The 26,325-nt window shown below is 43.1% G+C and carries 22 protein-coding genes; 5 read left to right on the top strand and 17 right to left on the bottom strand.

The features are described from left to right. Positions 1-34: 34 nt before the first annotated feature. Both AE2B122_RS08260 and ptsP read left to right on the top strand, forming a co-directional pair. Entirely contained in the window at positions 35-301 is a 267-nt protein-coding gene (locus AE2B122_RS08260) for a phosphocarrier protein HPr (protein WP_095218408.1), read from the top strand. A 5-nt stretch (positions 302-306) separates the two neighbouring features. Continuing rightward, on the top strand, positions 307-2,022 hold the full coding sequence (ptsP, locus tag AE2B122_RS08255; protein WP_175073715.1) for a phosphoenolpyruvate--protein phosphotransferase: 1,716 nt from the start codon (positions 307-309) through the stop codon (positions 2,020-2,022). A gap of 39 nt (positions 2,023-2,061) precedes the next feature. Here ptsP and blaI read toward each other — a convergent pair whose 3' ends face one another. Beyond that, positions 2,062-2,442, bottom strand: coding sequence for a penicillinase repressor BlaI (gene blaI, locus AE2B122_RS08250; protein WP_095218410.1), 381 nt, complete (start codon positions 2,440-2,442; stop codon positions 2,062-2,064). A gap of 15 nt (positions 2,443-2,457) precedes the next feature. Next, on the bottom strand, positions 2,458-4,209 hold the full coding sequence (locus AE2B122_RS08245) for a BlaR1 family beta-lactam sensor/signal transducer (protein ID WP_175073714.1): 1,752 nt from the start codon (positions 4,207-4,209) through the stop codon (positions 2,458-2,460). A gap of 112 nt (positions 4,210-4,321) precedes the next feature. Between AE2B122_RS08245 and bla the strand changes: the two genes are divergently transcribed. Beyond that, positions 4,322-5,215, top strand: a complete 894-nt coding sequence (bla, locus tag AE2B122_RS08240; protein WP_095218412.1) for a class A beta-lactamase — start codon at positions 4,322-4,324, stop codon at positions 5,213-5,215. A gap of 48 nt (positions 5,216-5,263) precedes the next feature. Here the strand turns inward: bla and AE2B122_RS08235 are convergent, their stop codons facing one another. From AE2B122_RS08235 to AE2B122_RS08180, 12 genes are all read right to left on the bottom strand, one after another. After that, complete coding sequence (locus AE2B122_RS08235) at positions 5,264-6,094, bottom strand: sugar phosphate isomerase/epimerase (RefSeq protein ID WP_095218413.1); 831 nt, start codon at positions 6,092-6,094, stop codon at positions 5,264-5,266. Between the two features lie 44 nt (positions 6,095-6,138). Continuing rightward, positions 6,139-7,176: a Gfo/Idh/MocA family protein gene (locus AE2B122_RS08230; protein WP_175073713.1), complete on the bottom strand. Its 1,038-nt coding sequence runs from the start codon at positions 7,174-7,176 to the stop codon at positions 6,139-6,141. Positions 7,177-7,413: 237 nt separating this feature from the next. Next, positions 7,414-8,127: a 3-ketoacyl-ACP reductase gene (locus AE2B122_RS08225; RefSeq protein ID WP_095218415.1), complete on the bottom strand. Its 714-nt coding sequence runs from the start codon at positions 8,125-8,127 to the stop codon at positions 7,414-7,416. A gap of 172 nt (positions 8,128-8,299) precedes the next feature. Further along, on the bottom strand, positions 8,300-9,586 hold the full coding sequence (gene eno, locus AE2B122_RS08220) for a phosphopyruvate hydratase (protein ID WP_095218416.1): 1,287 nt from the start codon (positions 9,584-9,586) through the stop codon (positions 8,300-8,302). Between the two features lie 16 nt (positions 9,587-9,602). Then, positions 9,603-11,141 carry a 2,3-bisphosphoglycerate-independent phosphoglycerate mutase gene (gene gpmI / locus AE2B122_RS08215; RefSeq protein WP_175073712.1) on the bottom strand — a complete coding sequence of 513 codons (1,539 nt, stop codon included), beginning with the start codon at positions 11,139-11,141 and terminating at the stop codon, positions 9,603-9,605. Further along, positions 11,138-11,896, bottom strand: a complete 759-nt coding sequence (gene tpiA / locus AE2B122_RS08210; RefSeq protein ID WP_175073711.1) for a triose-phosphate isomerase — start codon at positions 11,894-11,896, stop codon at positions 11,138-11,140. The genes gpmI and tpiA overlap by 4 nt, the downstream gene beginning before the upstream one ends. 23 nt (positions 11,897-11,919) lie before the next feature. Continuing rightward, entirely contained in the window at positions 11,920-13,101 is a 1,182-nt protein-coding gene (gene pgk / locus AE2B122_RS08205) for a phosphoglycerate kinase (RefSeq protein WP_095268514.1), read from the bottom strand. Positions 13,102-13,332: 231 nt separating this feature from the next. Next, positions 13,333-14,340 carry a type I glyceraldehyde-3-phosphate dehydrogenase gene (gene gap, locus AE2B122_RS08200; protein ID WP_095218419.1) on the bottom strand — a complete coding sequence of 336 codons (1,008 nt, stop codon included), beginning with the start codon at positions 14,338-14,340 and terminating at the stop codon, positions 13,333-13,335. A gap of 39 nt (positions 14,341-14,379) precedes the next feature. Next, positions 14,380-15,402, bottom strand: coding sequence for a sugar-binding transcriptional regulator (locus tag AE2B122_RS08195; RefSeq protein WP_095218420.1), 1,023 nt, complete (start codon positions 15,400-15,402; stop codon positions 14,380-14,382). A gap of 229 nt (positions 15,403-15,631) precedes the next feature. Further along, positions 15,632-16,996, bottom strand: a complete 1,365-nt coding sequence (locus AE2B122_RS08190; RefSeq protein ID WP_095218421.1) for an MATE family efflux transporter — start codon at positions 16,994-16,996, stop codon at positions 15,632-15,634. A gap of 349 nt (positions 16,997-17,345) precedes the next feature. Beyond that, entirely contained in the window at positions 17,346-18,359 is a 1,014-nt protein-coding gene (gene pdxA / locus AE2B122_RS08185) for a 4-hydroxythreonine-4-phosphate dehydrogenase PdxA (protein WP_175073710.1), read from the bottom strand. Then, the gene (locus AE2B122_RS08180; RefSeq protein ID WP_175073709.1) at positions 18,356-19,654 is read right to left on the bottom strand and encodes a four-carbon acid sugar kinase family protein; all 1,299 of its coding nucleotides are present in this window, start codon (positions 19,652-19,654) and stop codon (positions 18,356-18,358) included. Before AE2B122_RS08180 ends, pdxA begins: the two co-directional genes overlap by 4 nt. A 290-nt stretch (positions 19,655-19,944) precedes the next feature. Between AE2B122_RS08180 and AE2B122_RS08175 the strand changes: the two genes are divergently transcribed. Both AE2B122_RS08175 and AE2B122_RS08170 read left to right on the top strand, forming a co-directional pair. Then, positions 19,945-21,705 carry a sigma-54-dependent Fis family transcriptional regulator gene (locus AE2B122_RS08175; RefSeq protein WP_175073708.1) on the top strand — a complete coding sequence of 587 codons (1,761 nt, stop codon included), beginning with the start codon at positions 19,945-19,947 and terminating at the stop codon, positions 21,703-21,705. Positions 21,706-21,927: 222 nt separating this feature from the next. Next, positions 21,928-22,965, top strand: a complete 1,038-nt coding sequence (locus tag AE2B122_RS08170) for a 2-keto-3-deoxygluconate permease (protein ID WP_175073707.1) — start codon at positions 21,928-21,930, stop codon at positions 22,963-22,965. A gap of 163 nt (positions 22,966-23,128) precedes the next feature. Here AE2B122_RS08170 and acsA read toward each other — a convergent pair whose 3' ends face one another. From acsA to AE2B122_RS08155, 3 genes are read right to left on the bottom strand one after another with little or no spacing between them, the layout of a single operon-like run. After that, positions 23,129-24,814 carry an acetate--CoA ligase gene (gene acsA, locus AE2B122_RS08165; RefSeq protein WP_175073706.1) on the bottom strand — a complete coding sequence of 562 codons (1,686 nt, stop codon included), beginning with the start codon at positions 24,812-24,814 and terminating at the stop codon, positions 23,129-23,131. After that, positions 24,774-25,526, bottom strand: coding sequence for an ABC transporter ATP-binding protein (locus AE2B122_RS08160; protein WP_095218423.1), 753 nt, complete (start codon positions 25,524-25,526; stop codon positions 24,774-24,776). Before AE2B122_RS08160 ends, acsA begins: the two co-directional genes overlap by 41 nt. A gap of 16 nt (positions 25,527-25,542) precedes the next feature. Further along, positions 25,543-26,319, bottom strand: a complete 777-nt coding sequence (locus AE2B122_RS08155) for an ABC transporter permease (protein ID WP_175073705.1) — start codon at positions 26,317-26,319, stop codon at positions 25,543-25,545. Positions 26,320-26,325 lie beyond the last annotated feature (6 nt).

The raw sequence follows: 26,325 nt of genomic DNA, 5'->3' as shown, positions 1-26,325 counted from the left end.
ATTCACATAACAAACTACTTTGGAGGTATTTATCATGGCAGAAAGAACAATGACAATTACAGATGAGACTGGCGTACACGCTCGTCCGGCAACAATTTTAGTAAATAAAGCAGGTGGGTTCAAATCTGACATCCAGCTTGCATACAACGGTAAAAGCGTTAACCTTAAATCTATCATGGGTGTTATGAGCCTAGGTATTCCACAAGGTGCTGAGATCACGATCTCCGCTGAAGGCGACGATGCAGAAGAAGCAGTCAACACAATTGCGGAAACAATCAAAAGCGAAGGCCTAGGAGAATAATTCCGATGAGCATGATAAACGGAATTGCAGCTTCAAATGGTATTGCGATTGCAAAAGCATACCATTTAGCTGTACCAGACCTCTCTTTCGATAAGACAACTGTTGCGAATGCGGAAGAAGAGATTAGCCGTTTGGATGCTGCCCTCGAGATCAGCAAAAAAGAGTTGGAGAAAATCCGCGAGAATGCTCGTGTGTCACTTGGCGACGAGCATGCCGAGATTTTCTCGGCTCATTTGCTTGTCTTAGCAGATCCAGAACTGATCAACCCTGTTAAAGACAATATCCGCAATAACAACATCAATGCAGAAGCTGCTCTTGATGAGACAGCTACAATGTTCATCGACATGTTCCGCAGCATGGATAATGAATATATGAAAGAACGCGCAGCTGACATTCAGGATGTTACGAAACGCGTTATGGCACATCTTTTACAGGTATCCTTCCCGGACCCTGCACTTATAGATGAAGAAGTTATCATTATCGCAGAGGACCTGACTCCTTCTGATACAGCACAACTTAACAAACAGTTTGTGAAAGGGTTTACAACCGATATTGGCGGACGTACTTCCCACTCTGCTATCATGGCTCGTTCCCTTGAGATTCCTGCTGTTGTTGGTACGAAGTCGATTACATCATCTGCTGCAAACGACGTTATGATCATTGTTGACGGTATGGAAGGTACTGTTATCATCGATCCGACAGAAGATGAACTAGCAACATACAAAGCAAAACAAGAAGCTTTCGAACAGCAAAAGGCAGAATGGGCGAAGCTGAAGAACGAACCTACCATTACAACAGATGGCGTTCATGTAGAGCTTGTTGCTAATATCGGTACACCAGAAGACGTTACCGGCGTTCAAAACAATGGTGGTGAAGGTGTTGGCCTTTACCGTACAGAATTCCTTTACATGGGTAAGAGTGAGCTTCCTAGTGAAGACGAACAGTTCGAATCTTATAAAGCTGTTCTTGAAAACATGGGAGACAAGCCTGTCGTAGTTCGTACATTGGACATCGGCGGCGATAAAGAGCTCAGCTACTTACAGCTTCCGAAAGAAATGAACCCGTTCTTAGGCTACCGTGCTATCCGCCTTTGCCTAGAGCGTGACGATATCTTCCGTGTTCAGCTTCGCGCCCTATTGCGCGCGAGCGTGTACGGCAACCTGAAAATCATGTTCCCGATGATCGCTACACTGGAAGAGTTCCGCCAAGCAAAAGCAATCCTTCTTGAAGAGAAAGACAAGCTTGTAGCAGATGGTGTGTCAGTCTCTGATTCTATCGAGATCGGTATCATGGTTGAAATCCCTTCTACTGCTGTTGCTGCGAAGCAATTTGCGAAGGAAGTTGATTTCTTCAGCGTTGGAACAAACGACTTGATCCAGTACACAATGGCAGCTGACCGCATGAATGAACGCGTAAGCTACTTGTACCAGCCATACCACCCAGCTATCCTGAACCTAGTGCATAATGTTATTGAAGCAGCACATGCAGAAGGCAAATGGGCTGGCATGTGTGGTGAGATGGCAGGCGATGCAATTGCAATCCCGCTTCTTCTCGGCCTTGGCCTTGATGAATTCAGTATGAGCGCAACAAGCATCCTGCCAGCAAGAACTCAAATCACGAAGCTTTCCAAAGCAGATATGCAGGAGCTAAGTCAACAAGCATTGACTCTAAGCACTGCCGATGAAGTGGAACAGCTTGTCCGTCAAAAGACAGGTCAATAAGAAACAGCTCTCCATTATGGAGAGCTGTTTTTTTGGGGTCTATTCACTAGTTTTTTTATCCAATATTTGGCGAAGTTCCTCCATATCTTCTTCCGATAAAGTTTCTTCTTCCATAAACTGTACCAGCATGGATTTCATCGTTCCTCCATAGATTCGATCGATAAAGGATCTAGTCTCTGCACGCTGACACTCTTCCTCGGCATAAAGCGGATAAAATGTATATATTCTTTGTTCTTTATTCACGCCCACCACCTTCTTCTTTGTCAGTCGGTCAAGCAGTGTTCTGATCGTTTTAGGTTTCCAATCAGCTTTACCCTGAAGCGAACTAACAACTTCATTTGCTGTACGGGGGGAATTATCCCAAAGCACTTTCATTATTTCCCACTCTGATTCTGATATATTTGGCACGTTCTTGGACATAGCCATCCCTCTCTCTTATTGATATATACCTTTTTCCTTCAATATCCTCAGCGTGATGTCAGCAGCCTTGCTTCCGGTCGCATCCCCATCTCTAATATTCGTTGCAAAGAAATAGGTATCCATTTTTGTTTCCACAAAACCAATGAACCAGCCATTAGCTGCCTTTCCGTTAACAATACCTGTTCCTGTCTTGCCATAGAGGACGGCTCCATCCTTTTCTTCCAGCTTTATAGATGCTTTGACTGCCTCAATATTCTTTGGATTTGCATTAAATTTATTTTCATATAAATCTTGCAGTAATTCCACCTGTTCAAAGGGAGATATTTTTAACGTGGATTCCAGCCAAAAGTCCTCCATCTTACCAGATACATCCTCATTGCCGTAATGGTATTCTGATAACATCCTTTTGATGGTCTTCTTCCCGACCTGCCTATCGACATTCTGAAAGTACCACGTTACGGAATACTGCATTGCAGATTGTAAGTCCTGGCTTTCATTCCAACTCTCATATTCGTAATTGCTTCCGTCCCATTCCATATCTGTGGATACTGGTTTCATTACTCCCGCTTCTAATGCTGTTAAGGCACTGTATATCTTATAAGTGGAATTGGGAGAAACCCTTTTAATGCTTTGCTTCTTGTTATGGATATAATACTTGTCTTGTTTCATGCTGTATAAAACAAAACTGCTGTTATCGCCTTTAAGGTATGTACTGACATTCGATTCTGCTATATTTTTCCTGCCTATTGTATACTGCTCATCCGTTACGACAGCTGCATAAGCAGGCACTTGAAAAGCAACGATAAGGCCCAGAACAGTAAATATAGCTAGGCTCTTTACATGAAGCCTCTTGGCAGTAAGACGCCCTGACATGATATGTATCAGCCGTTTCTTAAGATGCTGCTTTGTACTTCTAATGGAAGTAGTATGTTGGTCGACCATCGACCATCTCGATTTCTCAGCAAAGTGCAATAATGTCCGTCCATAATCAGTTTTCTCCTTTTCATCGGTCAAATATCGCAAAACAGCAGCATCACAGGCAATCTCCCGATCTAATCGCATTTCCTTCAGCGCGTACCGTACAAAGGGATTAAACCAGTGAATGATTCCCCCTAGCAAGAAGAGATAATTCCAGTGCACATGTCTGCTTTTATAATGATGTAGTTCATGAAGCAGGATATACTTCATTTCCTTGGACGAACTGCCGCTTTCTGTTGGAAGAACCACACAGGCACGAAACAAGCCAAAAATGAATGGGGCTGACACATCAGCTGACTGCTTTAGCTTAATTTGTCTCCGTATTTTCAGCTCCATTTTACATTTTTGAAACAACTCGATTACCTTTTCATCTTTGATAACCTCTGCCTTTTTTACTAGGTGTATTACTCTCATCTGCGTGAATAGAACTGCCAATACACTAACAGCCACTCCTGCTATCCAGAGACCGTTGGTTAGCTGGTCCAAATTTGAAACATCTATTCTTGTGACGGAATTTCCGAAATCATTAATCCATCCAGTTTCGGTTGTATCTGATGAAGCAACCCTACCCACATCGCTCTTATCAGTGTTTGTGAACGACGTAGGCTGTTTTATACTGATTCGCTCCAGTGGCAGGAATGGAAGGATTAAGGTGCCTAGCAGAAAAAACCACAAATAATACCGCCAAGCTGGAGCCAGCTGCGAATTCAAGAACCTTCGAATAAATAATATGAACCCAACTGTTACGGAAGCTAACGTCATTGCCAGCAGCAATTGAACAAATGTCATTCTTGCTCTCCCTTCCCCTATCTTCATAATTTGTATTGTACAGTTGACAGGCTTGGATTACAAGTGTAATAATGACTACAGTTGTAATCCACATTGGAAAGGAAGAAGAAAATTGAAACAGTTTACCTACATATTCTTTGCATTTTGTTTTCTCTATATTGCGACGGGGTGTTCGGGTGATAGCGGCGAAACCAAATCAACGGATGCCATCGTATCAAATGACAAGGCATCGTTTAGCAGCTTAGAAGAGACATACGATGCCCGCCTAGGTATCTTTGCAATTGATACTGGCTCCGGAAGGACAGTAGCATATCGAGAAAACGAACGCTTTGGTTTTGCTTCCACTCATAAGGCATTATCTGTTGGCGTTTTATTGCAGCAAAAGTCAATGGAAGACCTTAATAAAAGAATCATGTTTACGGGTGATGATCTTGTAAACTACAATCCTATTACTGAAAAACATGTGGATTCTGGTATGACTTTGAAAGAGTTGAGTGAGGCATCTATCAGTTACAGTGATAATACTGCTGCCAATTTAATATTTGAAGAAATCGGTGGTCCAGATGGGTTTGAAGACGGATTACGTAAGATTGGAGATCAAGTGACAAATTCCGAGAGGATTGAACCGGACCTAAATAATACACAACCAGGTGATACACGGGATACCAGTACTCCAAAAGCAATGGCAGAAAGCCTCCGAGAGTTTGCGCTGGAAGATCACCTATCTGCAGATAAGCGCCAGCTTCTCATAGATTGGCTCAAAGGAAACACTACTGGTGATGAACTTATACGGGCAGGTGTTCCGAAGGACTGGGAAGTCGGCGACAAAACCGGCGCTGGATCTTACGGCACAAGAAATGATATTGCAATCCTTTGGCCTCCTGAGGAAGAACCTATTGTACTGGCCATTATGTCCGATCATGATGAAGCAGACGCGAATGCAAATGACGATTTGATTGCAGAAGCGGCTGAAACTGCAGTTTTGATGCTTTCGGCAAATAAATAAAAAGAAAACAGAGCCAGCTGTATTGCTTATTGGCTCTGTCTCCTTATTTTAAAGATATTTGGTTATTACTTCTTTCGTAGTTTCCTTAGCCTTTCTAATTACATCTTCCGCTTTCATCTCATAATATTCCGGTCGAAATAGCTCTACCGTCACCGGTCCGTCAAAGCCCTTTTCCTTCAGCACAGTTAGAATTCCTTCCAAATCTATCGCTCCATGTCCAGGCCATACCCGATCCTCGTCTACAAGGCTTCCAGTCGGAAAGTCTTCTGTATCATCCATATGAAGAATGAAGACCTTTGATATATCTGCCTGTTTTAGTGCCTCTATACTGGAATTCATTGCATGGAAATGGAAGCAATCCAATACTAAACCTACGTTTGGGTTATCAACCGTCTGAACAATATCGTAAGCTTGTTCGAATGTATTGATTGTGCATTCAGGATGCCCCACAAATTCCACAGCGAGCTTGATACCATATGGTTCTGCAAGCTCTGCCAGTTCATGCAGTACTGCTACACTGCTTTCTTTAATGTCTTTCTTCGGTATCTTTTCTTTGGTCACTAAAGGTACGGCAACGATATAAGGTACTTGCAATTCTTTAGCGTATTCCAGCATTTGCTTGAATTCGTTTATCAGCTGCTGATAATCTTCCTCGCTTCGATTATTGAAGTATACGAGTGCATTCAGTGCAAACGGCTTTATATGATGCTCTTGGAAATAGGAGGAAAGCTGTTCGAGGGAATATTGCTTCAAATACTCTGGCAGCTTATCCATTGTGCGAATTTCAATATAATCATAGCCATGCTTTTCACATAATTCCAGATCTGTTGCCAGATTTGAATTTTCCAATGTTGTAGCTTGATTAAACCCTAGTTTCATTATGATCCTCCTGTTCATTACAAGAACGGCTTGTATTTTTTATCTTACAGTAGCTGAACCTTTCTTTCTGTACTATAGAAGGCAGGCATACTTTCCAATTCAATCGGTTCTCTCTGACCGGATTCTTGTGCCTTCAAACATGCATCGGATGTAACGGCAGCCACATACCCTTCCCAAGCAGAAGGACCCTGCAGCGCCTCTTGTTTGGCTACCTGGTTGATAAATACCTGTATCTCTTTGTCATAAGCATCTTGAAAACGCACTTTCCAATCTTGTAAAACGTCGGTACTTTGTTTTCCGTTATGTCGTATTTTAAGACTCTCGGTTTCCGGCAGACTTACAATTCCTTCTTCTCCAACTATCTCACATTGAATGTCATAACCATATTTAATATTAACGGATACTTCCGCTTGGATAAGTACACCAGATTCCGTTTCAAGTAAGATAACTTGCGGATCACGTAAATGCGGGAGAGCATGCTTATTCTTTCGTGGGTAGAGGACTTGAACAGAGACATAGTTGTCCGCTAACAACCAGTGCAGAATATTTATTTCGTGGATCAAGGTATCTGTAATTGCCATATCCGTTGTATAGGCCGCATCTACTGCCGGAGCACGATGTGCGCATTTGACCATGAGCGGTTCCCCTATCACTTTGGAATCAATAGCTTGTTTCAGCTGTTCATAGCCTTGGTCGAACTGCCTCATAAAGCCAACTTGCACGATACGCTTACCATATTCCATTTCATCCTGCATGATTGTTTTGCAGCCCTTTGCGGTAACGGAAAGAGGCTTTTCACAGAAGACATATTTCCCTGCTTCTATTGCTTTACGCACTGTTGCTTCATGTGCTGGCCCGATGCTTGTAACAAATATCGCATCTACTTCCTCTGCATCTATCAATGCCTGATCATTTGGATAAAAATTCGCTTTAATTCCCAGTTCATGAAGAGCCTCTTCTGCTGCAGCAGGATTAACATCCGTAACAGCCGTAATCTTCGCTCCTGATAATCTTTGTTCTACTCTATTCATATGCTCTTTTCCAATAGCGCCTGTTCCAATTACTCCGATTCTTACTGACATCTTGTTCTCCTCCTAAATGGCATGTTCCCCTCCGAAAAGGAGGTCAGAGAGAGCATATTTACCAGCATGCTCTGTTCTGTTTATCGATTATAGCTTCTAATTCTAAGAAAAGAATTTCTCCCTCTTGCTATACCCGTTTTCGCCTTTTAGGACACTAGACACCCAAGATCAAAACGGACAAAGAAAAAGCGGGACATTCGATAACTCTATCGAATGTCCCGCTTTACTATTTATATCTTAAGGATTTGTTGACCACAGACCGGCAGACTTTATAAATGTGCGGCTGTTTAATTTCAGCTGTGCTACGACAAACTCTGCAATGTCCTCAGACTGCATAACTTTTTCTGGATTACCATCTGTCAGCTTGTTCTCAAATGCCAAATCGGTTGCTACTGTACTTGGCGTCAAGGCTGTTACCCGAATGTTGTGCTTGCGCACTTCCATTGCAAGTGATTCAGTCAATCCTAGCACGCCGAACTTCGATGCACTGTAAGCACTTGTAGCAGGAGCACCTTTTTGACCAGCTGTAGATGAGATGTTAATGATATCTCCTGATTTTTGCTCGATCAAGTCCGGTAGTACCGCGCGTGTGACGTTGTACACACCCATCAGGTTTACATCAATGATATTTTTCCATTCTTCCGGATCAAGGTCCATAAATCCGCCAAACTTAGCGATACCGGCATTATTGATTAAGATATCAATGCCGCCAAGTTCATCTTTTACTTTATAGACTGCTGCTGTCACATCTTCCAGACTGGATACATCCGCTGCAGCATAAGCTGTTTTAACTTCACCTAGATTTGCTGTTACTGCTTTAATATGTTCTTCTGAACGGCCAATTAAGCCGACATGAGCACCTTCTGCTGCAAGTGCCTCTGCAATTGCTTTCCCAATGCCGCGTCCGCCGCCTGTGATGATAGCTCGCTTCCCTTGTAGTGATTGTGCCATTATGTATTTCCTCCTTCAAATCATTCGCTTTATATTATCAGCCGGATGCAGGCTCAACAAGATTTTTGCTCACCGATGTTTTCAAAAAAGAACAAGGAGCTTCATTTTCTGAAACTCCTTTTGCCCAAAACAAAAAAAGAGATGAGCATTAAGCTCATCCCTTTTATACTGCTTATTTATTCAAGTTGTAGAAAGATGCAAGTCCGCCGTAGATGCCGGATGCTTTCAACTCATCTTCGATACGAAGAAGTTGGTTGTATTTCGCAACACGGTCAGTACGGGATGGTGCACCAGTTTTGATTTGGCCAGCGTTAGTCGCTACAGCGATGTCAGCGATTGTTGCATCTTCAGATTCACCAGAACGGTGAGAGATAACAGCTGTATAACCAGCACGTTTCGCCATTTCGATAGCATCGAATGTTTCTGTAAGCGTACCGATTTGGTTCACTTTAACAAGGATGGAGTTACCAACACCTTGCTCGATACCTTGTTTCAAACGTTTTGTGTTTGTAACGAATAGGTCATCACCAACAAGCTGAACTTTGTCACCGATGCGGTCAGTCAATAGCTTGTGACCATCCCAGTCGTTTTCGTCCAAGCCATCTTCGATAGAGATGATTGGGTATTTGTTTGTCATTTCTTCATACCAAGCAACCATTTCTTCAGAAGAGCGAACTACGCCTTCACCTTTAAGGTTGTACTTGCCATCTTCGTAGAACTCAGAAGATGCAACGTCCATTGCTAGCTGTACTTCTTCACCTGGTTTGTAACCAGCAGCTTTGATTGCTTCTACGATTGTTTCAAGAGCTTCTTCGTTAGAAGAAAGGTTTGGTGCGAAACCACCTTCATCACCTACACCAGTGTTCAAGCCTTTAGACTGAAGAACCTTCTTCAAGCTGTGGAAGATTTCTGCACCCATGCGAAGTGCTTCTTTGAATGTAGGAGCTCCTACAGGCATGATCATGAATTCTTGGATATCAACGTTGTTATCCGCATGCTCTCCACCGTTAAGGATGTTCATCATTGGTGTTGGAAGTGTCTTGGAGTTGAATCCTCCAAGATACGTGTAAAGTGGTACTCCAAGGTGATCAGCTGCTGCGTGTGCTGCTGCCATGGATACACCAAGAATAGCGTTAGCGCCGAGTTTACCTTTGTTTTCAGTACCATCAAGTTCGATCAATAGCTGGTCGATGATCACTTGACGTGTAACATCGATACCGATCAATTCTTGAGCGATTTTTTCATTTACGTTAGCAACTGCTGTTTGAACACCTTTGCCAAGGTAACGATCTTTATCGCCATCACGAAGCTCAACTGCTTCGTATTCACCAGTGGACGCACCACTTGGAACGATTGCAGAACCGAAAGCTCCGGATTCTGTTAGTACTTCTACTTCAATTGTAGGGTTACCGCGGGAGTCAAGGACTTCGCGTGCATATACGTCAGTAATGTATGGCATTATTTTTTCTCTCCTCTTATTTTTGGATTAGGCTAGTGCCTGTCATTTCTTCTGGTTTCTCAACATTCAATAGATCCAGTAATGTCGGAGACAAATCAGCAAGGATACCGCCGCTACGAAGTTCTACGCCTTCTTTTGTCACGATTACAGGAACCGGATTTGTCGTATGGGCAGTCATTGGCTTATCTTCAAGCGTAACTACTTCATCCGAGTTACCATGGTCAGCCGTAATGATAGCATGACCGCCTTTTTCAATAATCTTGTCGACGATTTTACCGAGGCATTCGTCAACTGCTTCAATTGCCTTCACAGTCGGTTCCAGCATACCTGAATGTCCAACCATGTCCGGGTTAGCGAAGTTCAAGATGATCGCTTGGTGTTTGTCCTGATCCAAGTCATCAAGTAACGCGTCCGTCACTTCATATGCACTCATTTCAGGTTTCAAATCATATGTCGCCACTTTCGGGCTGTTAATTAGGATCCGATCCTCACCAGGGAACTCTTCTTCGCGACCGCCGCTCATAAAGAACGTCACATGCGGGTATTTCTCTGTTTCTGCAATACGCAGCTGTTTGATGTTGTTCTGAGAAAGCACTTCACCGATCGTGTTATCCAAGTTGACTGGCTTATACGCAACGTCGCCGTCTACCGTTTCACTAAAGTTCGTCATGCAGACGAATTCATTAATCGTTGGCGGGTGTTCACCACGATCAAAGTCACGGAAGTCTTTGTTTGCGAATGTCCGAGAAATCTGGATAGCTCGGTCCGGACGGAAGTTATAGAAGATGATAGCATCATCATCCTGTATTTTCGCTACCGGTTCACCATTTTCCTCTGTGATGACAGATGGAAGGACGAATTCATCATAGATTTCATTTTTATAGGAATCTTCGATAACGTCATAAGGGCTCTTATAGGCAGGACCTTCTCCGTAAACCATCGCATCATACGCTTTTTTCACACGATCCCAACGTTTGTCGCGGTCCATGGAATAATAGCGTCCTGTAACTGTTGCAATCTTTCCAATACCAAGTTCCTTGATTTTCGCTTCTGTCTGGTCAATGAATTCTTTCGCGCTTCGCTGACCAACGTCCCGACCGTCAAGGAAACCATGGATGTAAACTTTCTCTAATCCATGCTTCTTAGCAAGCTCCAAAAGAGCAAATAAGTGCTCAATGTGACTGTGTACGCCGCCATTGGACAAAAGACCGAAGAGGTGCAGACTCTTATCGTTCTTTTTCGCATGGTCGACTGCTTTAAGAAGCACTTCATTATCATAGAAGTCGCCATCTTTGATGGATTTATTCACGCGAGTCAGGCTTTGATACACGATGCGTCCTGCACCGATATTCAAGTGACCTACCTCAGAATTCCCCATCTGGCCTTCTGGCAAGCCCACAGCCTCTCCGCTAGCAGTAAGCTCGTTATGCGGATACTTGTTCCAGTAACGGTCGAAGTTCGGCTTTTTAGCATGCTTGACTGCGTTACCCTTTTCTTCACCGCGGATTCCGAATCCGTCGAGAATGATGAGGGCAGCTAATTTGTCCTGACTCATTTTGCACCAGCCTCCACAAGCGCTAGGAAGGAATCAGCTTCCAGGCTTGCACCACCGACTAAAGCGCCGTCGATATCAGATTCAGAAAGTAGTTCATCCACGTTTGCTGGCTTCACGCTTCCCCCGTATTGGATGCGTACAGCGTCAGCTGCTTCAGCGGATACTTTCTCTTTTACAACATTACGGATGAAGGTGCAGACTTCATTCGCTTGCTGTGCTGTTGCTGTTTTACCAGTACCTATAGCCCATACTGGCTCATAAGCAAGAATTACTGTTGAAACTTGTTCAGCAGACAGACCTTCCAAAGCCTTTTCGACTTGGCCGCCAACTACTTCGTTTGTTTTGTCAGCTTCACGCTCTTCAAGCGTTTCACCGATGCAGACAATTGGAGTAATACCATGCTGCAATGCTGCATGTGTCTTTTTGTTAACAGACTCGTCTGTTTCGTTGTAGTATTCACGACGCTCGGAGTGTCCGATTACCGCATATTCCACACCAATGCTTTTCAGCGCTATTGGGCTGATTTCACCAGTGAAAGCACCGCTTTCTTCATAATGCATTGTTTGAGCAGCGATCTTAAGGTCCGTACCCTCTGTAAGCTTCACTAGCTCAGTCAAATACAATGCTGGTGCACAAACTATTGCTTCTGCTTTGTCACTGGATGGAATCTTCGCTTTCGTCGCTTCGATGAATTCTTTTGCTTCAGAAATTGTTTTGTTCATTTTCCAGTTGCCTGCGATGACGTTTTTACGCATAATTCTCCATCCCTTCAGTCTTTTTATTTGTCGTTCAATGCAGCTACACCAGGCAGCTCCTTGCCTTCCATAAATTCAAGGCTGGCACCGCCGCCAGTGGAGATATGATCCATTTTTTCAGCAAGGCCGAATTTCTCTACTGCTGCAGCAGAGTCTCCGCCGCCGATGATAGAGAATCCTTCTCCTTCTGCCAGTGCTTCCCCAACTGCTTTTGTTCCGCCAGCAAATGCGTTCAATTCGAACACACCCATTGGTCCGTTCCAGATGATCAATTTGGAATCTTTAACGATCTGCTTATATGTCTCACGAGTTTTAGGTCCGATGTCCAATGCTTCCCAGTCAGCAGGAATTTCTTCTATGCTCACTTCGCGCTTGTTGGCATCCTCGGAGAAATCATCAGCTACAACAACATCCTCAGGCATTACCATATTGACACCTTTGTCTTTTGCTTTTTGCATGAATTCTTTTGCCAAATCGATCTTATCTTCTTCAAGCAAGGATTTTCCGATCTCATAGCCGCGTGCTTTAATGAATGTATAAGCCAAACCGCCGCCGATGATTAGATTATCAACTTTATCAAGCAAGTTATCGATTACACCGATCTTATCTTTTACTTTTGCACCGCCAATGATGGCTGTGAATGGTCGTTCCGGATTAGATAGTGCTTTACCAAGTACTTCTAGTTCACGCTCCAAAAGTAAACCCGCAACCGCTGGAAGATGTTTCGCTACACCTTCTGTAGATGCATGTGCACGGTGTGCAGCACCGAATGCATCATTTACATACACATCAGCTATGGAAGCAAAAGCTTTTGCTAATTCTGGATCGTTTTTCTCTTCACCAGCTTCAAAGCGTACATTTTCGATAAGAAGTACGTCTCCATCAGCAAGACTTTCCACTGCTTGGTTCACTTCTTCCCCTTGTACTTGATCGACTTTCACGACTTCCTTATCAAGCAAATCGCTAAGACGCTGAGCAACAGGGTCCAAACGCAAATCTTCTTTTACTTCGCCTTTCGGGCGGCCAAGGTGGCTGGCAAGAATCACTTTTGCTCCTTGTTCGACAAGATGCTTGATTGTCGGAAGGGCAGCCTTGATCCGTGTATCATCAGTTACAGTGCCATTTTCCATTGGTACGTTGAAATCCACACGGCAGAAAACTTTCTTACCTGCTACATCAATATCGCGGATTGATTTCTTGTTCATATCTACGCCTCCTCGAATACTTGTTACCTATGTATCTGTTCCTTCTATATCATTCGCATGGCAGGGTTTGTTCCTTGACTAACTAACTATCGGCTTTAGTTAATCCCAGAACTTCCGTATAAGTAAAAAACTTCTTACTTATCCTTCTGCCGTTTGTTAGAAAAGAACAGGCATAGGTCAAAAGGGAGGGAGGTGCTCCTCCCTCCCTTTCTACCATTGCTTATTTAGAAATTAGATGCCTTTGCTTTTCAAGAATACAGCCAAGTCTACGCAACGAGTGGAGTAACCCATTTCGTTATCGTACCAAGAAACAACTTTTACCATGTTATCTTCCAAAACCATAGTAGAAAGTGCATCTACTGTAGAAGAGTTTCTGTTTCCGATGTAATCGGAAGAAACAAGTGGCTCTTCGCTGTAACCAAGAACGTGGCTAAGTTCGCCTTCAGCAGCTTCTTTCAAAGCAGCGTTAACTTGCTCAGCAGTTACGTTTTGGTCGAATTCAGCAACCAAGTCAATAAGGGAAGCATCTTTAACCGGTACACGCATAGCCATACCATTCAATTTACCTTTAAGTTCAGGCAATACTAGAGAAACTGCTTTAGCAGCACCTGTAGTTGTAGGAATGATGTTTTCTGCTGCTGCACGTGCACGACGGTAGTCTTTGTGCGGCAAGTCAAGAATTTGCTGGTCATTTGTATACGCGTGAACAGTTGTTACTAGACCGCGTTTGATTCCGAATGTATCATGAAGTACTTTTGCAACCGGAGCCAAGCAGTTAGTAGTACAAGAAGCGTTTGAAAGTACAGTATGCTCAGATGGATCATAGCTGTTTTCGTTAACGCCCATTACGACAGTAAGGTCTTCGCCTTTAGCTGGTGCAGAGATGATAACTTTTTTCGCTCCTGCTTCAACGTGTTTCTTCGCATCTTCACCATTTGTGAAAATACCAGTAGATTCAACTACTACTTCTACACCAAGATCTCCCCAGCCAAGGTTAGCAGGATCGCGCTCAGAAAGAACTTTGATCTCTTTACCGTCAACAACTAGGTTTTTGCCGTTTACGGATACTTCTGCATCAAGGACACCGTGTACAGAATCATACTTTAACAAATGGGCAAGCATATTCGCATCTGTAAGGTCGTTGATTGCAACTACCTCTGCTTCGCTGTTAGCTAGCGCTTGACGGAATACGTTACGTCCAATACGTCCAAAACCGTTAATACCAATTTTTACTGTCATGAAAATTTCCTCCTTGTAATAACTGAATGATTAAAGGGTTTAATATCCCTTTATTAACTGGTTCGCTGCCGCCTCATCCGTCACCAGGAGATTGTTTCTTCCCAGTTTGAAGTATGAGGCGATTGCACGGGCTTTCGAGGCACCGCCTGCAATAGCTATTACATGTTCTGCTTTATCTAAGTCCTCTAACTGCAATCCAACCGTCCGTACACGGTGGACTACATTCCCCTCAGCATCGAAGTAATAACCAAATGCCTCACTTACTGCAACACCGCTCTTAATCTGCTCGACAAGCGGCGCAGGCGTCCGTCTCCGCTCCGCCATTGTCATGGCGTCACCGATACCGTGGATAACCACGTTCGAACGGTTGATGATGGACAGAACTTCCTTAACGGAAGGCTCTTCGATAATTGTCTGATAAGATTCTTCCCCGATAGGATCAGGAACATACAACAGCCGGTACTGACTCCTGGCTCGCTTCGCCATAGCAGCACAAATCGTATTCGCTTCGTTTTCCACCTGCTCACCAATACCGCCGCGGGCAGGTACGAACATGACATTTTCAGCTGTATGAATCGGCGGCATCGCTGCTGCCAGCGCGGCCATGGTGGTGCCTCCTGTCACTGCAACCGTATAGTTCGGATGCAGCATACCTTCCAGAAGCTGTGCACACCGTTTTCCCATCTCTTGTTTTACCCAATCTTGGGTATCACTATTACCGGGGACTACAATACAATTATCTATTCCTAGTGTTTCCCGGACACGCTGTTCCAAAACACTTATTTCAGAGGCTTCGAGCATAAAAGCTTCTAATTGCTCGTGAACTTCCAATCCTTCATCGGTAATCTGTACCCCTTTTGTGGTGATATAGATCATTCCTTGGTTCTGAAGGAAGTCAATTTCACCTCTGACGACCCGTTCTGCAAGATTCATGTTTTCAGCAAGTGTGCGACGTCCCAGCGGTCCCATTGTTTTGACAAACTGCAGGATTCCGTATCTTCGCTGCATAATTGCCAGAACATCCGGGAAAAGCTTCTTTTGTAGATCTATTACCGATCGCATAACATACCCCTTCTTCATAAAGCTTAATGGGTCAAAAAAGTCCCAGTATGTCATTTATTGTCCCACTTGCTATAAAAAAAATTCCTCTTGCAAATTCATCATAACAGTACGGCTTCATATATTCAACTTAAAACAACCGAAAAAACAATTAATTCACATATTTATTTAACTTAACAATTTCATAACAAAAAGGCACCAACACGTGTGTCGATGCCTTTCTTCTATTATATTAAGTTAATGCAGTTTCTGGAACCGCTGCCTGTTCTTTCTTTTCCCAAGGACGGGAACGCCATCTCCGGTAAGCGAAGAAGCCGCGGAACCATTCATCTACGCCCATCGCAATCCAGACTCCGAGTAAACCGAGACCGAAGGATACGCCAAGTGTGTAGCTAAGAAGTACAGCAATCCCCCACATGCTGATGACTCCGATAATCGCTGGGAATTTTGCATCACCAGCCGATTTGAGTGAACTCATCAAAACAATATTCATCGCACGGCCAGGCTCAGTGAAGGCAACTGCCCATAAAATCGGGATACCAACTGCCAAAATAGCCGGGTCATCTGTGAACATTTGCAAAATAGGTGCTCCAGTTAATGCAAAGCCCATTGAAACGATGAAGGATGCTATCATAGCAATTTTCAGTGTACGCAAGCCACGTTTCAATGCTCGATCGTACTGCTTACCCCCGATATAGCGGGATACAAGCAGCTGCGTACCTTCTGCAATGGATAGTGTGAACAAGTAACAAAGCATGGATATATTATTAATATATACACGAGCAGCAAGTGAAGCATCACCGAAATTCGCTACGATTGCTGTGATAACAATCTGGGAATATTGATAAGATAGGTTTTCTGCTGCCGAAGGAACACCGATAACTAGGATGTCCTTGATATCTTGCATGTTCAGTTTAATCAAATGCGTACCTGTAAAACGAATTGCCAGATAACGAGAAACAAAGTAGAACAATACAACAACTGCAAAAATACGTGCAATCACAATTGTCCAGGATACACCGACAACCCCAGTGATTGGTAAGCCAAACAATCCAAAGATTGCAACCAAATAACCAAATACACTTAGCACGTTCATCAGAACTGCAACAACCATGGAGACTTTTGTCCGGCCATTCGCCCGGAGAATCGCACTAAGAGTCAAAGATAATGATTCTAAGAATAAAGACGCACCACATATTTTCACGAAGGTGGTCGCATAAGCGAGTGTCTCACCTTTCAAATCGAAGAAACTTAAAAATACCGAACCGAACAGAACGACGACAGCAGATACGATCAAACCAAACCAGAAGTTCATACCGAAAGCTGTCCGAGCAGTCTGCCGAGCATGCGCCAAATCCTCTGCACCGAGCTTCTGGCCGATGATGATCATAGAAGCAATAGAAGTGACATTAAAAACCAAAATAAAAATGCTAATCAGCTGATTCGCTACGCCGACTCCGGCAGCAGCTAAATCTGAGTAATGACTCAGCATCAGTGTAGCAACAATACCCATTCCCATATGAAGTGCTAATTCAATAAACAGCGGCCAAGAGATGCGAAACAACGTTTGCTCAGATGTAGAAGTTGGGTTACCCAACAGACATTCTCCTTTTCGTTAAAATCAAACTCACTCTATATTAATCCTTTTTTCTGGAATGTAAAGAGCTTTGACTAAAAAAGATGAAATTATTTTTATAACACATTAACGTTGACATTAACGCTTTTTTATCTGGAAATCAGCAGTAGTTGCTGTATTTGAGAAGACTAATGATTGTAATCGCTTCCAATAATATTAATAAGATATTCAGGTAGACTTTCTTGAGTATTAAGCTTTTACCGCTTGATAATAGCAGCATTCACACAAACGGCTGATACAGGACCCCCAAGACAAAAAAGAACCTTCCTGAGGAAGGTCCCGCTAGCATTACTTTCTTAACATTATACAATCAGGATTGGGTATTTCGTTTAGGTGCCAATTCGATAGCAGAAGTTATTGCAGCTTTCATGCTCTTGGAGTCCGCAATATTCTTTCCTGCTATATCAAAAGCTGTTCCATGATCCACTGATGTTCGGATGATACCACCTTTGAGTCCAACCGTAATATTGACTCCTTCTTCAATCCCCATTACCTTGATCGGAGCATGACCTTGATCGTGATAGCACGCTACTACGATATCAAAGTCACCCCTGCCAGCACGGAAGAATAATGTATCTGCTGGATAAGGTCCCGAGGCATCAATTCCTTCTTCACGAGCTCTTTGTATACCAGGAGCAAGTTTTTCCTCTTCCTCCCCATTTCCAAACAACCCATTTTCCCCTGCATGGGGATTGATACCGCAAACAGCAATCTTAGGCTGCTTTTGCCCTGCAGCAGTTAGAGTATCATGCGCTAATTTCACGACTTTATAAGTTCTTTCTGGAGTGATTCGCTCAATTGCTTCTATGAGACCGACATGTGTTGTTAAGTGAATGACTTTTAGATTAGGCGTAGTAAGCATCATCGAGAAGTCTTTTGTGTCCGTGAGCGCTGCCAGTATTTCAGTGTGCCCTGGGTAAAGATGCCCCCCTTTATGCAATGCTTCTTTGTTTAAAGGAGCTGTACAAATGGAATCGATTTCTTTAGCCTGCGCTAACTCAACTGCCTTTGCAAGATACTGATAAGCTGCATTGCCAGCTTCACTTGATATGACGCCGAAAACTAAATCCTCCGGAAGCAGATTCAAATCTATTACATCAATTACGCCAAAAACATTCTTAGCTTGAGAAACTGTTGAAATAGAATGAATTTCATTAGTAGATCCAACAATAGAAGCTGCACGCTTCATTATCTTTGCATCACCTATTACTATAGGCTGACAATCAGCAAAGATACTTTCATCCATAAGTGCTTTGGCAATTATCTCAGGCCCGATACCTACTGCATCCCCCATCGTGATTCCGATAACTGGTTTTGTACTCATATATGAACAACTCCTCTAAGTTTTTTAATGGCATCTATAAATACGGTTTCCTTACCAAATCCTCCAGCCTTCGTTATGACGAACAATGCCTCTTTACCGATAAATGCAGAGATAGGGACCCCTATTTCCAATTCGTCATACAAGTGAAAGCCACTTGTATCCAAAAGGCTGCAAACTTGTTTAGCAGTGTCTCCTCCTGTCATAACAAGACCGCAGAAAAGCTCCTCCCTTATCAATTCTGCTATAACTTCTCCCAGCATTTTCACAATTTCATTGCTTACTTGAGTCTCATTCAACCCCAGTATCCTTCCTGCTTCCCTTGAACGGCTTATATCTTCCTTAGTGCCGGCTGTATAAATAGCTGTATCCAAACCTTTGGCAGCTGTAACTTTGGCAGCTTCGACGATTCTTTTGATTTCTTTCTCTCTTTCTTCTATAGAAGATACAGCTTTTGCGGAATCAAGGCAGATACCCACTGTAGACGTGTCCTTCAGCAACAAGTTCAATTGATTTCTTGACTGCTTGTTTACACTGCCCACAACAGTCAGAACCGGTTTATCGTGAGAAGGAATCAACAGTTCCTTGTTTTCTTTGTGCTGGATTCCATAATAAGAAGGCAGATAACTAGCCAAGCCTGCTGATCCAACCCAAGCAATGGAGTAAGGTGCATCCTTCGTAAGCTCTAAAAGATGTTGAAGGTCCTCTTCCGCGTCAGAATCGGCAACTACGTACTTAATATTTTGTTTTTTGAATTCATTTAACAATAACTGCAGTATTTTTTCATTTGACCTAATCACTTCGAGAGGAATCAACCCTATTTCCTCGTTAATCTGCCCTCTCAAAAGGGTAGGAATATGAGCCTCATTCACAGGTGTTTTTGGATCGTGAGCCATTTCAGTTTGATCTAACAACACCCCATTCAAATAGTGGTTGCCATCTATTACAGTTCGGCCGTTTTTCGGATATCCAGGTGCAATAATAACAAAATCTGCCCCTATCGTATCACCGAATGCTTTTATTTCGTTTCCGATATTTCCACGCATCGTAGAATCTATCTTCTTGTAAATTGAATTAAACCCCGCCTGGAGCAAAAACTCCGTAATAGATTTAATTTTGTTATATGCCTCATGCGGGGCAATGGAACGACTATCTGTATCGAACACTATTGCCTCTGCTCCTTCAGCCGCCGAATAGTCCTGTTCCAAAAATACTTTTGTCTCCAACCCGGCTCTTGCCAGCTGAACACCGCTATCATTAGCTCCTGTAAGATCATCTGCTATAATTGCTAACTTCATATATGCCACCCCTTAGTTGGTACCGTTTTCAATTTGTATCTAGTGTCATTGTAATAGCAATTGATTAATTTCGCAACATTTTTATTTCGATCAGCTTAATTTATATAATAAAAAATGGTAATAATACATGAATAACGAAGAAGATCATTTTATTTGGTGCATTTTAAAACAAACTTATAAACCTTACATTAATAACCTCCACTTATTCCAACAATATTTTTTTCTGCTGTGAGTGAAATATTTTTCTTCCTGTATTATGCTAAGAATATAGAGAAAGAAGTAAGACTGAGATGGCAAAAGGAGAACATATGACCATAAAAATATTGTTTATCGCACCCTATAACGGTTTAAAAGAACTTGTTAATAGTATGAAAGGCAACTTTCCGAATTTAGATATAGATGTACTTGTAGGTGACTTAGACGAAGGAGTACGCTTTGCCAGACAGACATACGAACAATACGACTTAATCATAAGCCGTGGCGGAACCGCTCAGTACATAAAACAAAGCGTCCCCATCCCTGTAGTCGAGGTAAAGGTTTCTGGATATGATGTACTGAAAGTTTTAACGCTAGCCGAAGGGTATCCCGGCAGGACTGCTATTGTGGGATTCTCAAATATCTCAGAAGGCGCCCGTACTATCGCGGCACTGTTAGACTTGGATATTAAAACAGTTGAAATCAACAGCAGCGCAGAAGTCGAAACCACTTTAAAGGATCTGCAAAAAGAAGGTATCAAGTCCGTAATTGGAGATACAGTAACGATTGAAACCGCTAAAAAGACTGGATTAAACGGTATATTAATCACCTCTGGTTCAGAAGCAGTCAGCGAATCCTTCCAAGAGGCCATTCACATAAACGAATTACTCAACAGGTTAAAGGAAGAGATAAAGCAGTACAAACAGCTCCTGAAACGCGAAACAAATGCGTATATGTTAGTTGACAGCAAGGGTAATGTCATTGAACAAAATCAAGCCTGCGAACAACTTGCTGAGAAGCTGGGAAGAGAATTTGAACAACTAAAGCAATATGCACTAGAAAGCATTCAGTCTAATAAGACAACTTCCAGAATTCTCATGAAATATGGAAATGCCTTTGAGATTTTCTCCAGCCCTTTCAAGGATGACCTATGCTGGATTAGGGTTACAGATACACTCAGCGCAGAACAAGATAACCCGGGGATTCGTATAGAAGATATGACTGACAGGATGGAGATGATAGGATCCAGCAGTAAAATCCAAACTGTTCACGAACAAATCAAGGCAACAGCCACCAACACTGCACCAATACTATTAATTGGAGAAAAAGGCGCAGGCAAACTTACAGCTGCAAAGGAAATTCATGGGCTTAGTACCCTTTCCCACCTGCCATTTGCAACTATATTATGCGATGCCATTCCATCAAAAGATTGGAAAACAAAGATGGAATCAATCCTGACAAACAACCATTTTGGCACTTGCTATTTAACGAATCTCGAAACGCTGAGCACTGATAAACTAAAATGGTTGGTACAACTGTTGAAAGATAGGAAAACAGGTCCTAGAATTTTATCAGGAATTGAACCAGACAAATACGAGTTAATGTTTCAAGAAAGCCCTGTTTCAAAGGAACTTCTTATAGAATTAGCATCGTATGCCATTGAATTACCATCACTAAAGGGCAGGGAAGAAGATATAGAATCGTGGGCTCATTATCTTATCTCCTATCACAACACTGAATCCGGAGGACAGATAGTAGGCTTTAGAGAAAGCGCCATATCCTTATTGAAGGAATATGATTGGCCAGGTAATATCGATCAGTTAAACACCGCTATAGAGCAGCTTATTGCAGAAACAAATGGCTATCATATCGAGCTGGAGACGACAGAAAAAGTGATTCAGAACCTAAAGGATCATTCAAAGCATAATGTCCATTTCCCATTAGAAGGTACACTTGAAGAGATTGAAAAAGAGATTATTAAAGCTGTATTGAAAGAAGAGAATTATAACAAATCAAAAACAGCATCGCGGTTAGGGATCAATCGATCCACTCTATGGCGTAAACTGCAATCCTAATGAAAAAAAGAGACAGGTCAACACATTGGCCTGTCTCTTTTTTGCCTTTTATTGCAACAAATATCAAGGAATAATAGATTTTAATTTACATTTGTGTTTGTTTTTGCAACTAAATTATAAAATAATACTTGTAATATGCGTTGTAAGCATTTACAATTATTAATTGAAAGCGGTTCATTATATTATGTGTTTAAAAATGAAACTAAAGAAGAGGGTGTCAATATGAAAATTAAAGCTACTTTGGAAAGAATCCCAGGAGGAATGATGGTCGTACCATTATTGCTTGCAGCTGTTTTAAATACATTCGCTCCTGATTTGCTTCGAATAGGAAATTTCACACAAGCATTGTTTGTTGATGGAGCCTCCACGTTAATTGCTTTATTCTTATTATGTACAGGGGCACAAATCAATCTGAAATCATTCGGTCGTTCTTTAGGTAAAGGTGCAACATTACTTGTTACCAAGTGGGCTGTCGGGGCAGCGTTTGGTTTACTCGCAATCTTATTTGCTGGCGAAGACGGTTTATGGCTTGGAATTGCACCTATCGCTATGATTGCAGCTATGACAAACAGCAACGGTGGTATGTTCGTCGCACTTGTCGGCCAATACGGAAGCAAGGAAGATAGAGCAGCATATTCTTTACTAGCTTTAAATGATGGTCCATTCCTTACAATGGTTGCATTATCCGTCTTTGGCGCAATGGGATTTGTAAACGGTTTATTTTCTATCACTTCTTTCATAGCCGTGCTACTTCCAATCGCGGTTGGTATGGTACTTGGTAATTTAGATGAGAATATGAGAAGCTTTTTGGAGCGCGGCAGCTCCATGCTTATCCCATTCTTTGCATTCGCTCTTGGAATGAGCATTGATTTCAAATCCATACTTTCCGGTGGATTAAGCGGGGTTATCCTTGGTCTGTTAACTGTATTTGTCACTGGTACAGCTGGTTACTTTGTATTCAAGGCCCTTAAATGGAATCCTATCGTCGGTGCAGCGGAAGGCTCTACAGCAGGTAATGCGGTAGCAACTCCAGCAGCTATCGCAGCAGCTAATGCGAGCTTTGCTTCTGTTGTTGATATAGCTACAGTCCAAGTAGCAGCCTCTGTGGTGACAACTGCAGTTGTCCTTCCGATTTATGTGGGCTTCTTAGTGAAAAGGCTAGAGAAAAAAGGCTATCAATTTGAACAGGATCAAGATTCAGATATAAAGGAAGAGAGTTCAGGAACGGCCTCGAAACAGATTACTAGTAATCAAGCTTAAAAAGAGGAACTGCCATATCAATTTGTGGCAGTTCCTCTTTAATGCAATGGAATTTACTAGCTCCCCATCTCATTTAGTCAATCAATACTTTCGTTCAATTTAGTCCCTATAATCATTGCTTTGTCTGGTCACAAATGTGACGAAGCATAAAAAAACGCCTTCCTTATTTGGAAGGCGTTTTTAATGCTAATTGTTTCTCCAGTTCCTGCTGCTTCAATTCCCGACGCAGGATCTTTCCGCTGATTTGCGTTTTCGGCAGCTCTGCCATTACTTCGATTTCCCTTGGTGCAGCATGGGCGGCCAAATTCTTACGGACGAACAATCGTATTGATTCCAGCAGTTCCGGTGTCTCCTCATAGCCATCACGCAGTGTGATAAAAGCTTTGACGATTTCCCCGCGAACAGGGTCCGGCTTCCCGATTACACCCGCTTCTGCAACAGCAGGATGTTCAATCAGCTTACTTTCTACTTCAAACGGACCGATTCGTTCACCTGAACTATTGATCATATCATCGTTCCGGCCTTGGAAGAAGATATAACCTTCTTCATCCCTCAGCGCTAAATCCCCAGAAATATACCAGCCAGGATAAACAAAGTAACTTTCATATTTCCCTCGATCGCCCCAGATATCCTGCATAAGACCTGGCCATGGTGTCTTAACGGCAAGCTGACCAATTGAATTCGCCGGCAGCTCATTCCCTTCTTCATCCAGGATACCAACCTGAATGCCTGGGAATGCGCGTCCCATTGAGCCGGGTTTGATTGGCTCGGAAGGCAGATTGACGATAATATGTCCGCCTGTTTCTGTCATCCACCACGTATCGTGGATACGAAGCTGCAAGTTATCCCATGCCCATGTGATGACTTCCGGATTAAGCGGTTCTCCAACACTAAGAATATGGCGCAAGCTGGATAAATCATAATCTCTGTACAAATCTCCTTTTGCCTTGAGAAGGCGGAAAGCAGTAGGTGCACTATATAGTGTTGTCACTTTAAGCTCTTCAATGATTTTGTACCATGATTCTGCTTGGAATCGTCCACCTTGGATAACAATTGTTGCGCGGTTCAGCCATGGCGCGAACAAGCCATAGACACTGCCAGTCACCCAGCCAGGATGGGACGTGCACCAATACACATCATCATCTTGAACATCGAGCACCCATTTGCCGGAAACAGCATGGTGGATGAAAGAACGATGAGCATGCAGAACGCCCTTTGGTTTACCAGTCGATCCGCTCGTATAATGGATCAGCAGGCCGTCTTCTCTGTCGACCCATTCTACTTCTCCTGAAACATCTGCTTCCGGTTCATCTTCATCAATTTCTTCTATTAAAAGAATCTCCTGCAAGGAAGGAATATCCTCGGCTGGAACTCGGTTAATCAAGTCCTGGTCCGTTATCAGCAGTGTACCGTCGCAATCATTGATCCGATCACGTACAGCATCTTCCATGAACGCTTCAAACAGCGGACCTGCAATCGCTCCAACACGGATGGTTGCCAGAATAGCAATGTAGCATTCAGGGTTTTTCGGAAGAAAGATAAAAACGCGGTCGCCCTTCTCTACTCCACGTGAGCGGAGGACCTTCGCATAATGCTCAATTTTCTGCTGCAGCTGTTCGAATGTCAAACTGGATTGCAGCAGCCCATCTTTCACATAATGCAATGCTATTTTTGATCCATATCCCTCCTCAACATGGCGGTCAACAGCTTCATAAGATGCGTTACATCTGCCATCTTTCCTACCGAGAAGCTCCTCTTCTAGCACTTTCCAATCATGGTTGTTCAGTGCTTCTTGATAGCTTGAAAGATTATGCTTTCTGTCCGATTTCGGTGACAAGGCTGTAGTCATATGTCTGTTCCTTCCCTTCCAGTAGATCAAGTATGTCTTCTTTCCATTTTCCTAGCGCTGCACTTCCGCGAGAGCGAGGTCTTGTTAAAGCTATTTTCAAATCTTTGGCCAAAGTAGATGGACGCCCTTGCAAGAGCAAGACACGATCACTCAAATATAAGGCTTCATCGATATCATGCGTAACAAGGATAATCGTGGTACCAAATGTTTCCCAAATCTTCAAAAGAAGCTCTTGCAGCTGCATTTTGGTAAATGCATCCAGCGCGCTGAATGGCTCATCCAGCAAGAGGATATCAGGCTCTGTCACAAGCGCACGCGCAATAGCTGCCCGCTGTGCCATACCGCCAGAGAGCTCACGTGGATAGAGCTTTTCTGCTTCTTTTAGTCCGACAAGCTCCAAATACCGCCGTGCTTTTTCCTCATTTTCTTTACGGTCTCCCTTTAAGCCGAACGTGGCATTAGCTAAGACCGTTTTCCAAGGCAAGAGTCGCGGCTCCTGGAAGATAAATCCAACACGCTGATCGGAAGGGATGCTGATTTTCCCTTCATAATCCGAATCAAGACCCGCAAGAGCCCGCAGGACCGTACTCTTGCCGCAGCCGCTTGTACCGAGCAGACTTACGATTTCTCCTTTTCCGACAGAGAAATCCACTTGCTGCAATACTTGTTTTTCCCCGAAGCGTCTTCCGAGAGCTTTCACTTGTAATGTCATGCTAATTCCTCCCTCGTTATTTCGCTAATGCTGTATCCTGCCAATGAAGCGATCGCTTCTGAATGATCTTCAGCACCCAATCTGTCAATTTACCGAGCAGGGCAAACAAGAAGATACTGGCAATAATTACATCGGGAGCGTATGTGTTCTGCCCTAATATAAGCAGATAGCCAAGCCCTTGGCTGGCACCCATGATCTCTGCAGCAACAACGAACATCCATCCTAAACCGAGACCGCTTCGTAAACCGGTAAGGAAAGACGGCAGCGACGCCGGAAGAATAATTCTTCTTACTAGCGCTACCCCATCGAGGCCATACATTCTGCCTACTTCAATCAGTTTTCGATCCACTCCGCGAATACCATCAACGATATTCAAATAAACAGGGAAGAACACACCGACTGCAATTAATGTCACTTTCGATGTTTCACCAATTCCCATCCAAAGGATGAATAGCGGAACCCATGCTAGCGACGGGATGGAACGAAATGCTTGAATCAGCGGATCGAAAAACCGTTCTGCAAGTTCAGAATAGCCGACAAGTGTTCCCAATAGGATCGCTGCGATAGTTCCAATGATGAAACCAACGAACAGCCTGTAAACAGTAAGTAATACATGATCCTGCAGGGAGCCATCCTGCAAGTATGTAATGATGGTCGACAAAATAGCGCTAGGCGCAGGCAGCTGATAGGCAGGAATGATCCCTGTTCTGCTCAGAATCTCCCATGCTGCCAGTAATACGATCGGCAGCAGTGAACCGAGCAGTACAGGATGTGTCCGTAATTTCTTCCACATAAATCA

Origin of the sequence: Terribacillus sp. AE2B 122 (assembly GCF_902497585.1) — a bacterium.
GTDB lineage: Bacteria > Bacillota > Bacilli > Bacillales > Amphibacillaceae > Terribacillus > Terribacillus saccharophilus_A.
The sequence above is the reverse complement of the archived record's forward strand: the minus strand, read 5'-3'. Positions and strand labels throughout refer to the sequence as shown.

Bases quoted from the DNA above. Each gene is read 5' to 3' on its own strand.
- pgk (WP_095268514.1), bottom strand. From the start codon at position 13,101: ATGAACAAGAAATCAATCCGCGATATTGATGTAGCAGGTAAGAAAGTT.
- AE2B122_RS08245 (WP_175073714.1), bottom strand. From the start codon at position 4,209: ATGACATTTGTTCAATTGCTGCTGGCAATGACGTTAGCTTCCGTAACA.
- gpmI (WP_175073712.1), bottom strand. From the start codon at position 11,141: ATGAGTCAGGACAAATTAGCTGCCCTCATCATTCTCGACGGATTCGGA.
- AE2B122_RS08170 (WP_175073707.1), top strand. From the start codon at position 21,928: ATGAAAATTAAAGCTACTTTGGAAAGAATCCCAGGAGGAATGATGGTC.
- AE2B122_RS08235 (WP_095218413.1), bottom strand. From the start codon at position 6,094: ATGAAACTAGGGTTTAATCAAGCTACAACATTGGAAAATTCAAATCTG.
- eno (WP_095218416.1), bottom strand. From the start codon at position 9,586: ATGCCATACATTACTGACGTATATGCACGCGAAGTCCTTGACTCCCGC.
- ptsP (WP_175073715.1), top strand. From the start codon at position 307: ATGAGCATGATAAACGGAATTGCAGCTTCAAATGGTATTGCGATTGCA.
- gap (WP_095218419.1), bottom strand. From the start codon at position 14,340: ATGACAGTAAAAATTGGTATTAACGGTTTTGGACGTATTGGACGTAAC.
- blaI (WP_095218410.1), bottom strand. From the start codon at position 2,442: ATGTCCAAGAACGTGCCAAATATATCAGAATCAGAGTGGGAAATAATG.
- AE2B122_RS08160 (WP_095218423.1), bottom strand. From the start codon at position 25,526: ATGACATTACAAGTGAAAGCTCTCGGAAGACGCTTCGGGGAAAAACAA.
- tpiA (WP_175073711.1), bottom strand. From the start codon at position 11,896: ATGCGTAAAAACGTCATCGCAGGCAACTGGAAAATGAACAAAACAATT.
- AE2B122_RS08230 (WP_175073713.1), bottom strand. From the start codon at position 7,176: ATGTCAGTAAGAATCGGAGTAATTGGAACAGGCGCTATTGGAAAAGAG.
- AE2B122_RS08175 (WP_175073708.1), top strand. From the start codon at position 19,945: ATGGCAAAAGGAGAACATATGACCATAAAAATATTGTTTATCGCACCC.
- AE2B122_RS08195 (WP_095218420.1), bottom strand. From the start codon at position 15,402: ATGCGATCGGTAATAGATCTACAAAAGAAGCTTTTCCCGGATGTTCTG.
- AE2B122_RS08180 (WP_175073709.1), bottom strand. From the start codon at position 19,654: ATGAAGTTAGCAATTATAGCAGATGATCTTACAGGAGCTAATGATAGC.
- AE2B122_RS08260 (WP_095218408.1), top strand. From the start codon at position 35: ATGGCAGAAAGAACAATGACAATTACAGATGAGACTGGCGTACACGCT.
- AE2B122_RS08225 (WP_095218415.1), bottom strand. From the start codon at position 8,127: ATGGCACAATCACTACAAGGGAAGCGAGCTATCATCACAGGCGGCGGA.
- pdxA (WP_175073710.1), bottom strand. From the start codon at position 18,359: ATGAGTACAAAACCAGTTATCGGAATCACGATGGGGGATGCAGTAGGT.
- acsA (WP_175073706.1), bottom strand. From the start codon at position 24,814: ATGACTACAGCCTTGTCACCGAAATCGGACAGAAAGCATAATCTTTCA.
- AE2B122_RS08155 (WP_175073705.1), bottom strand. From the start codon at position 26,319: ATGTGGAAGAAATTACGGACACATCCTGTACTGCTCGGTTCACTGCTG.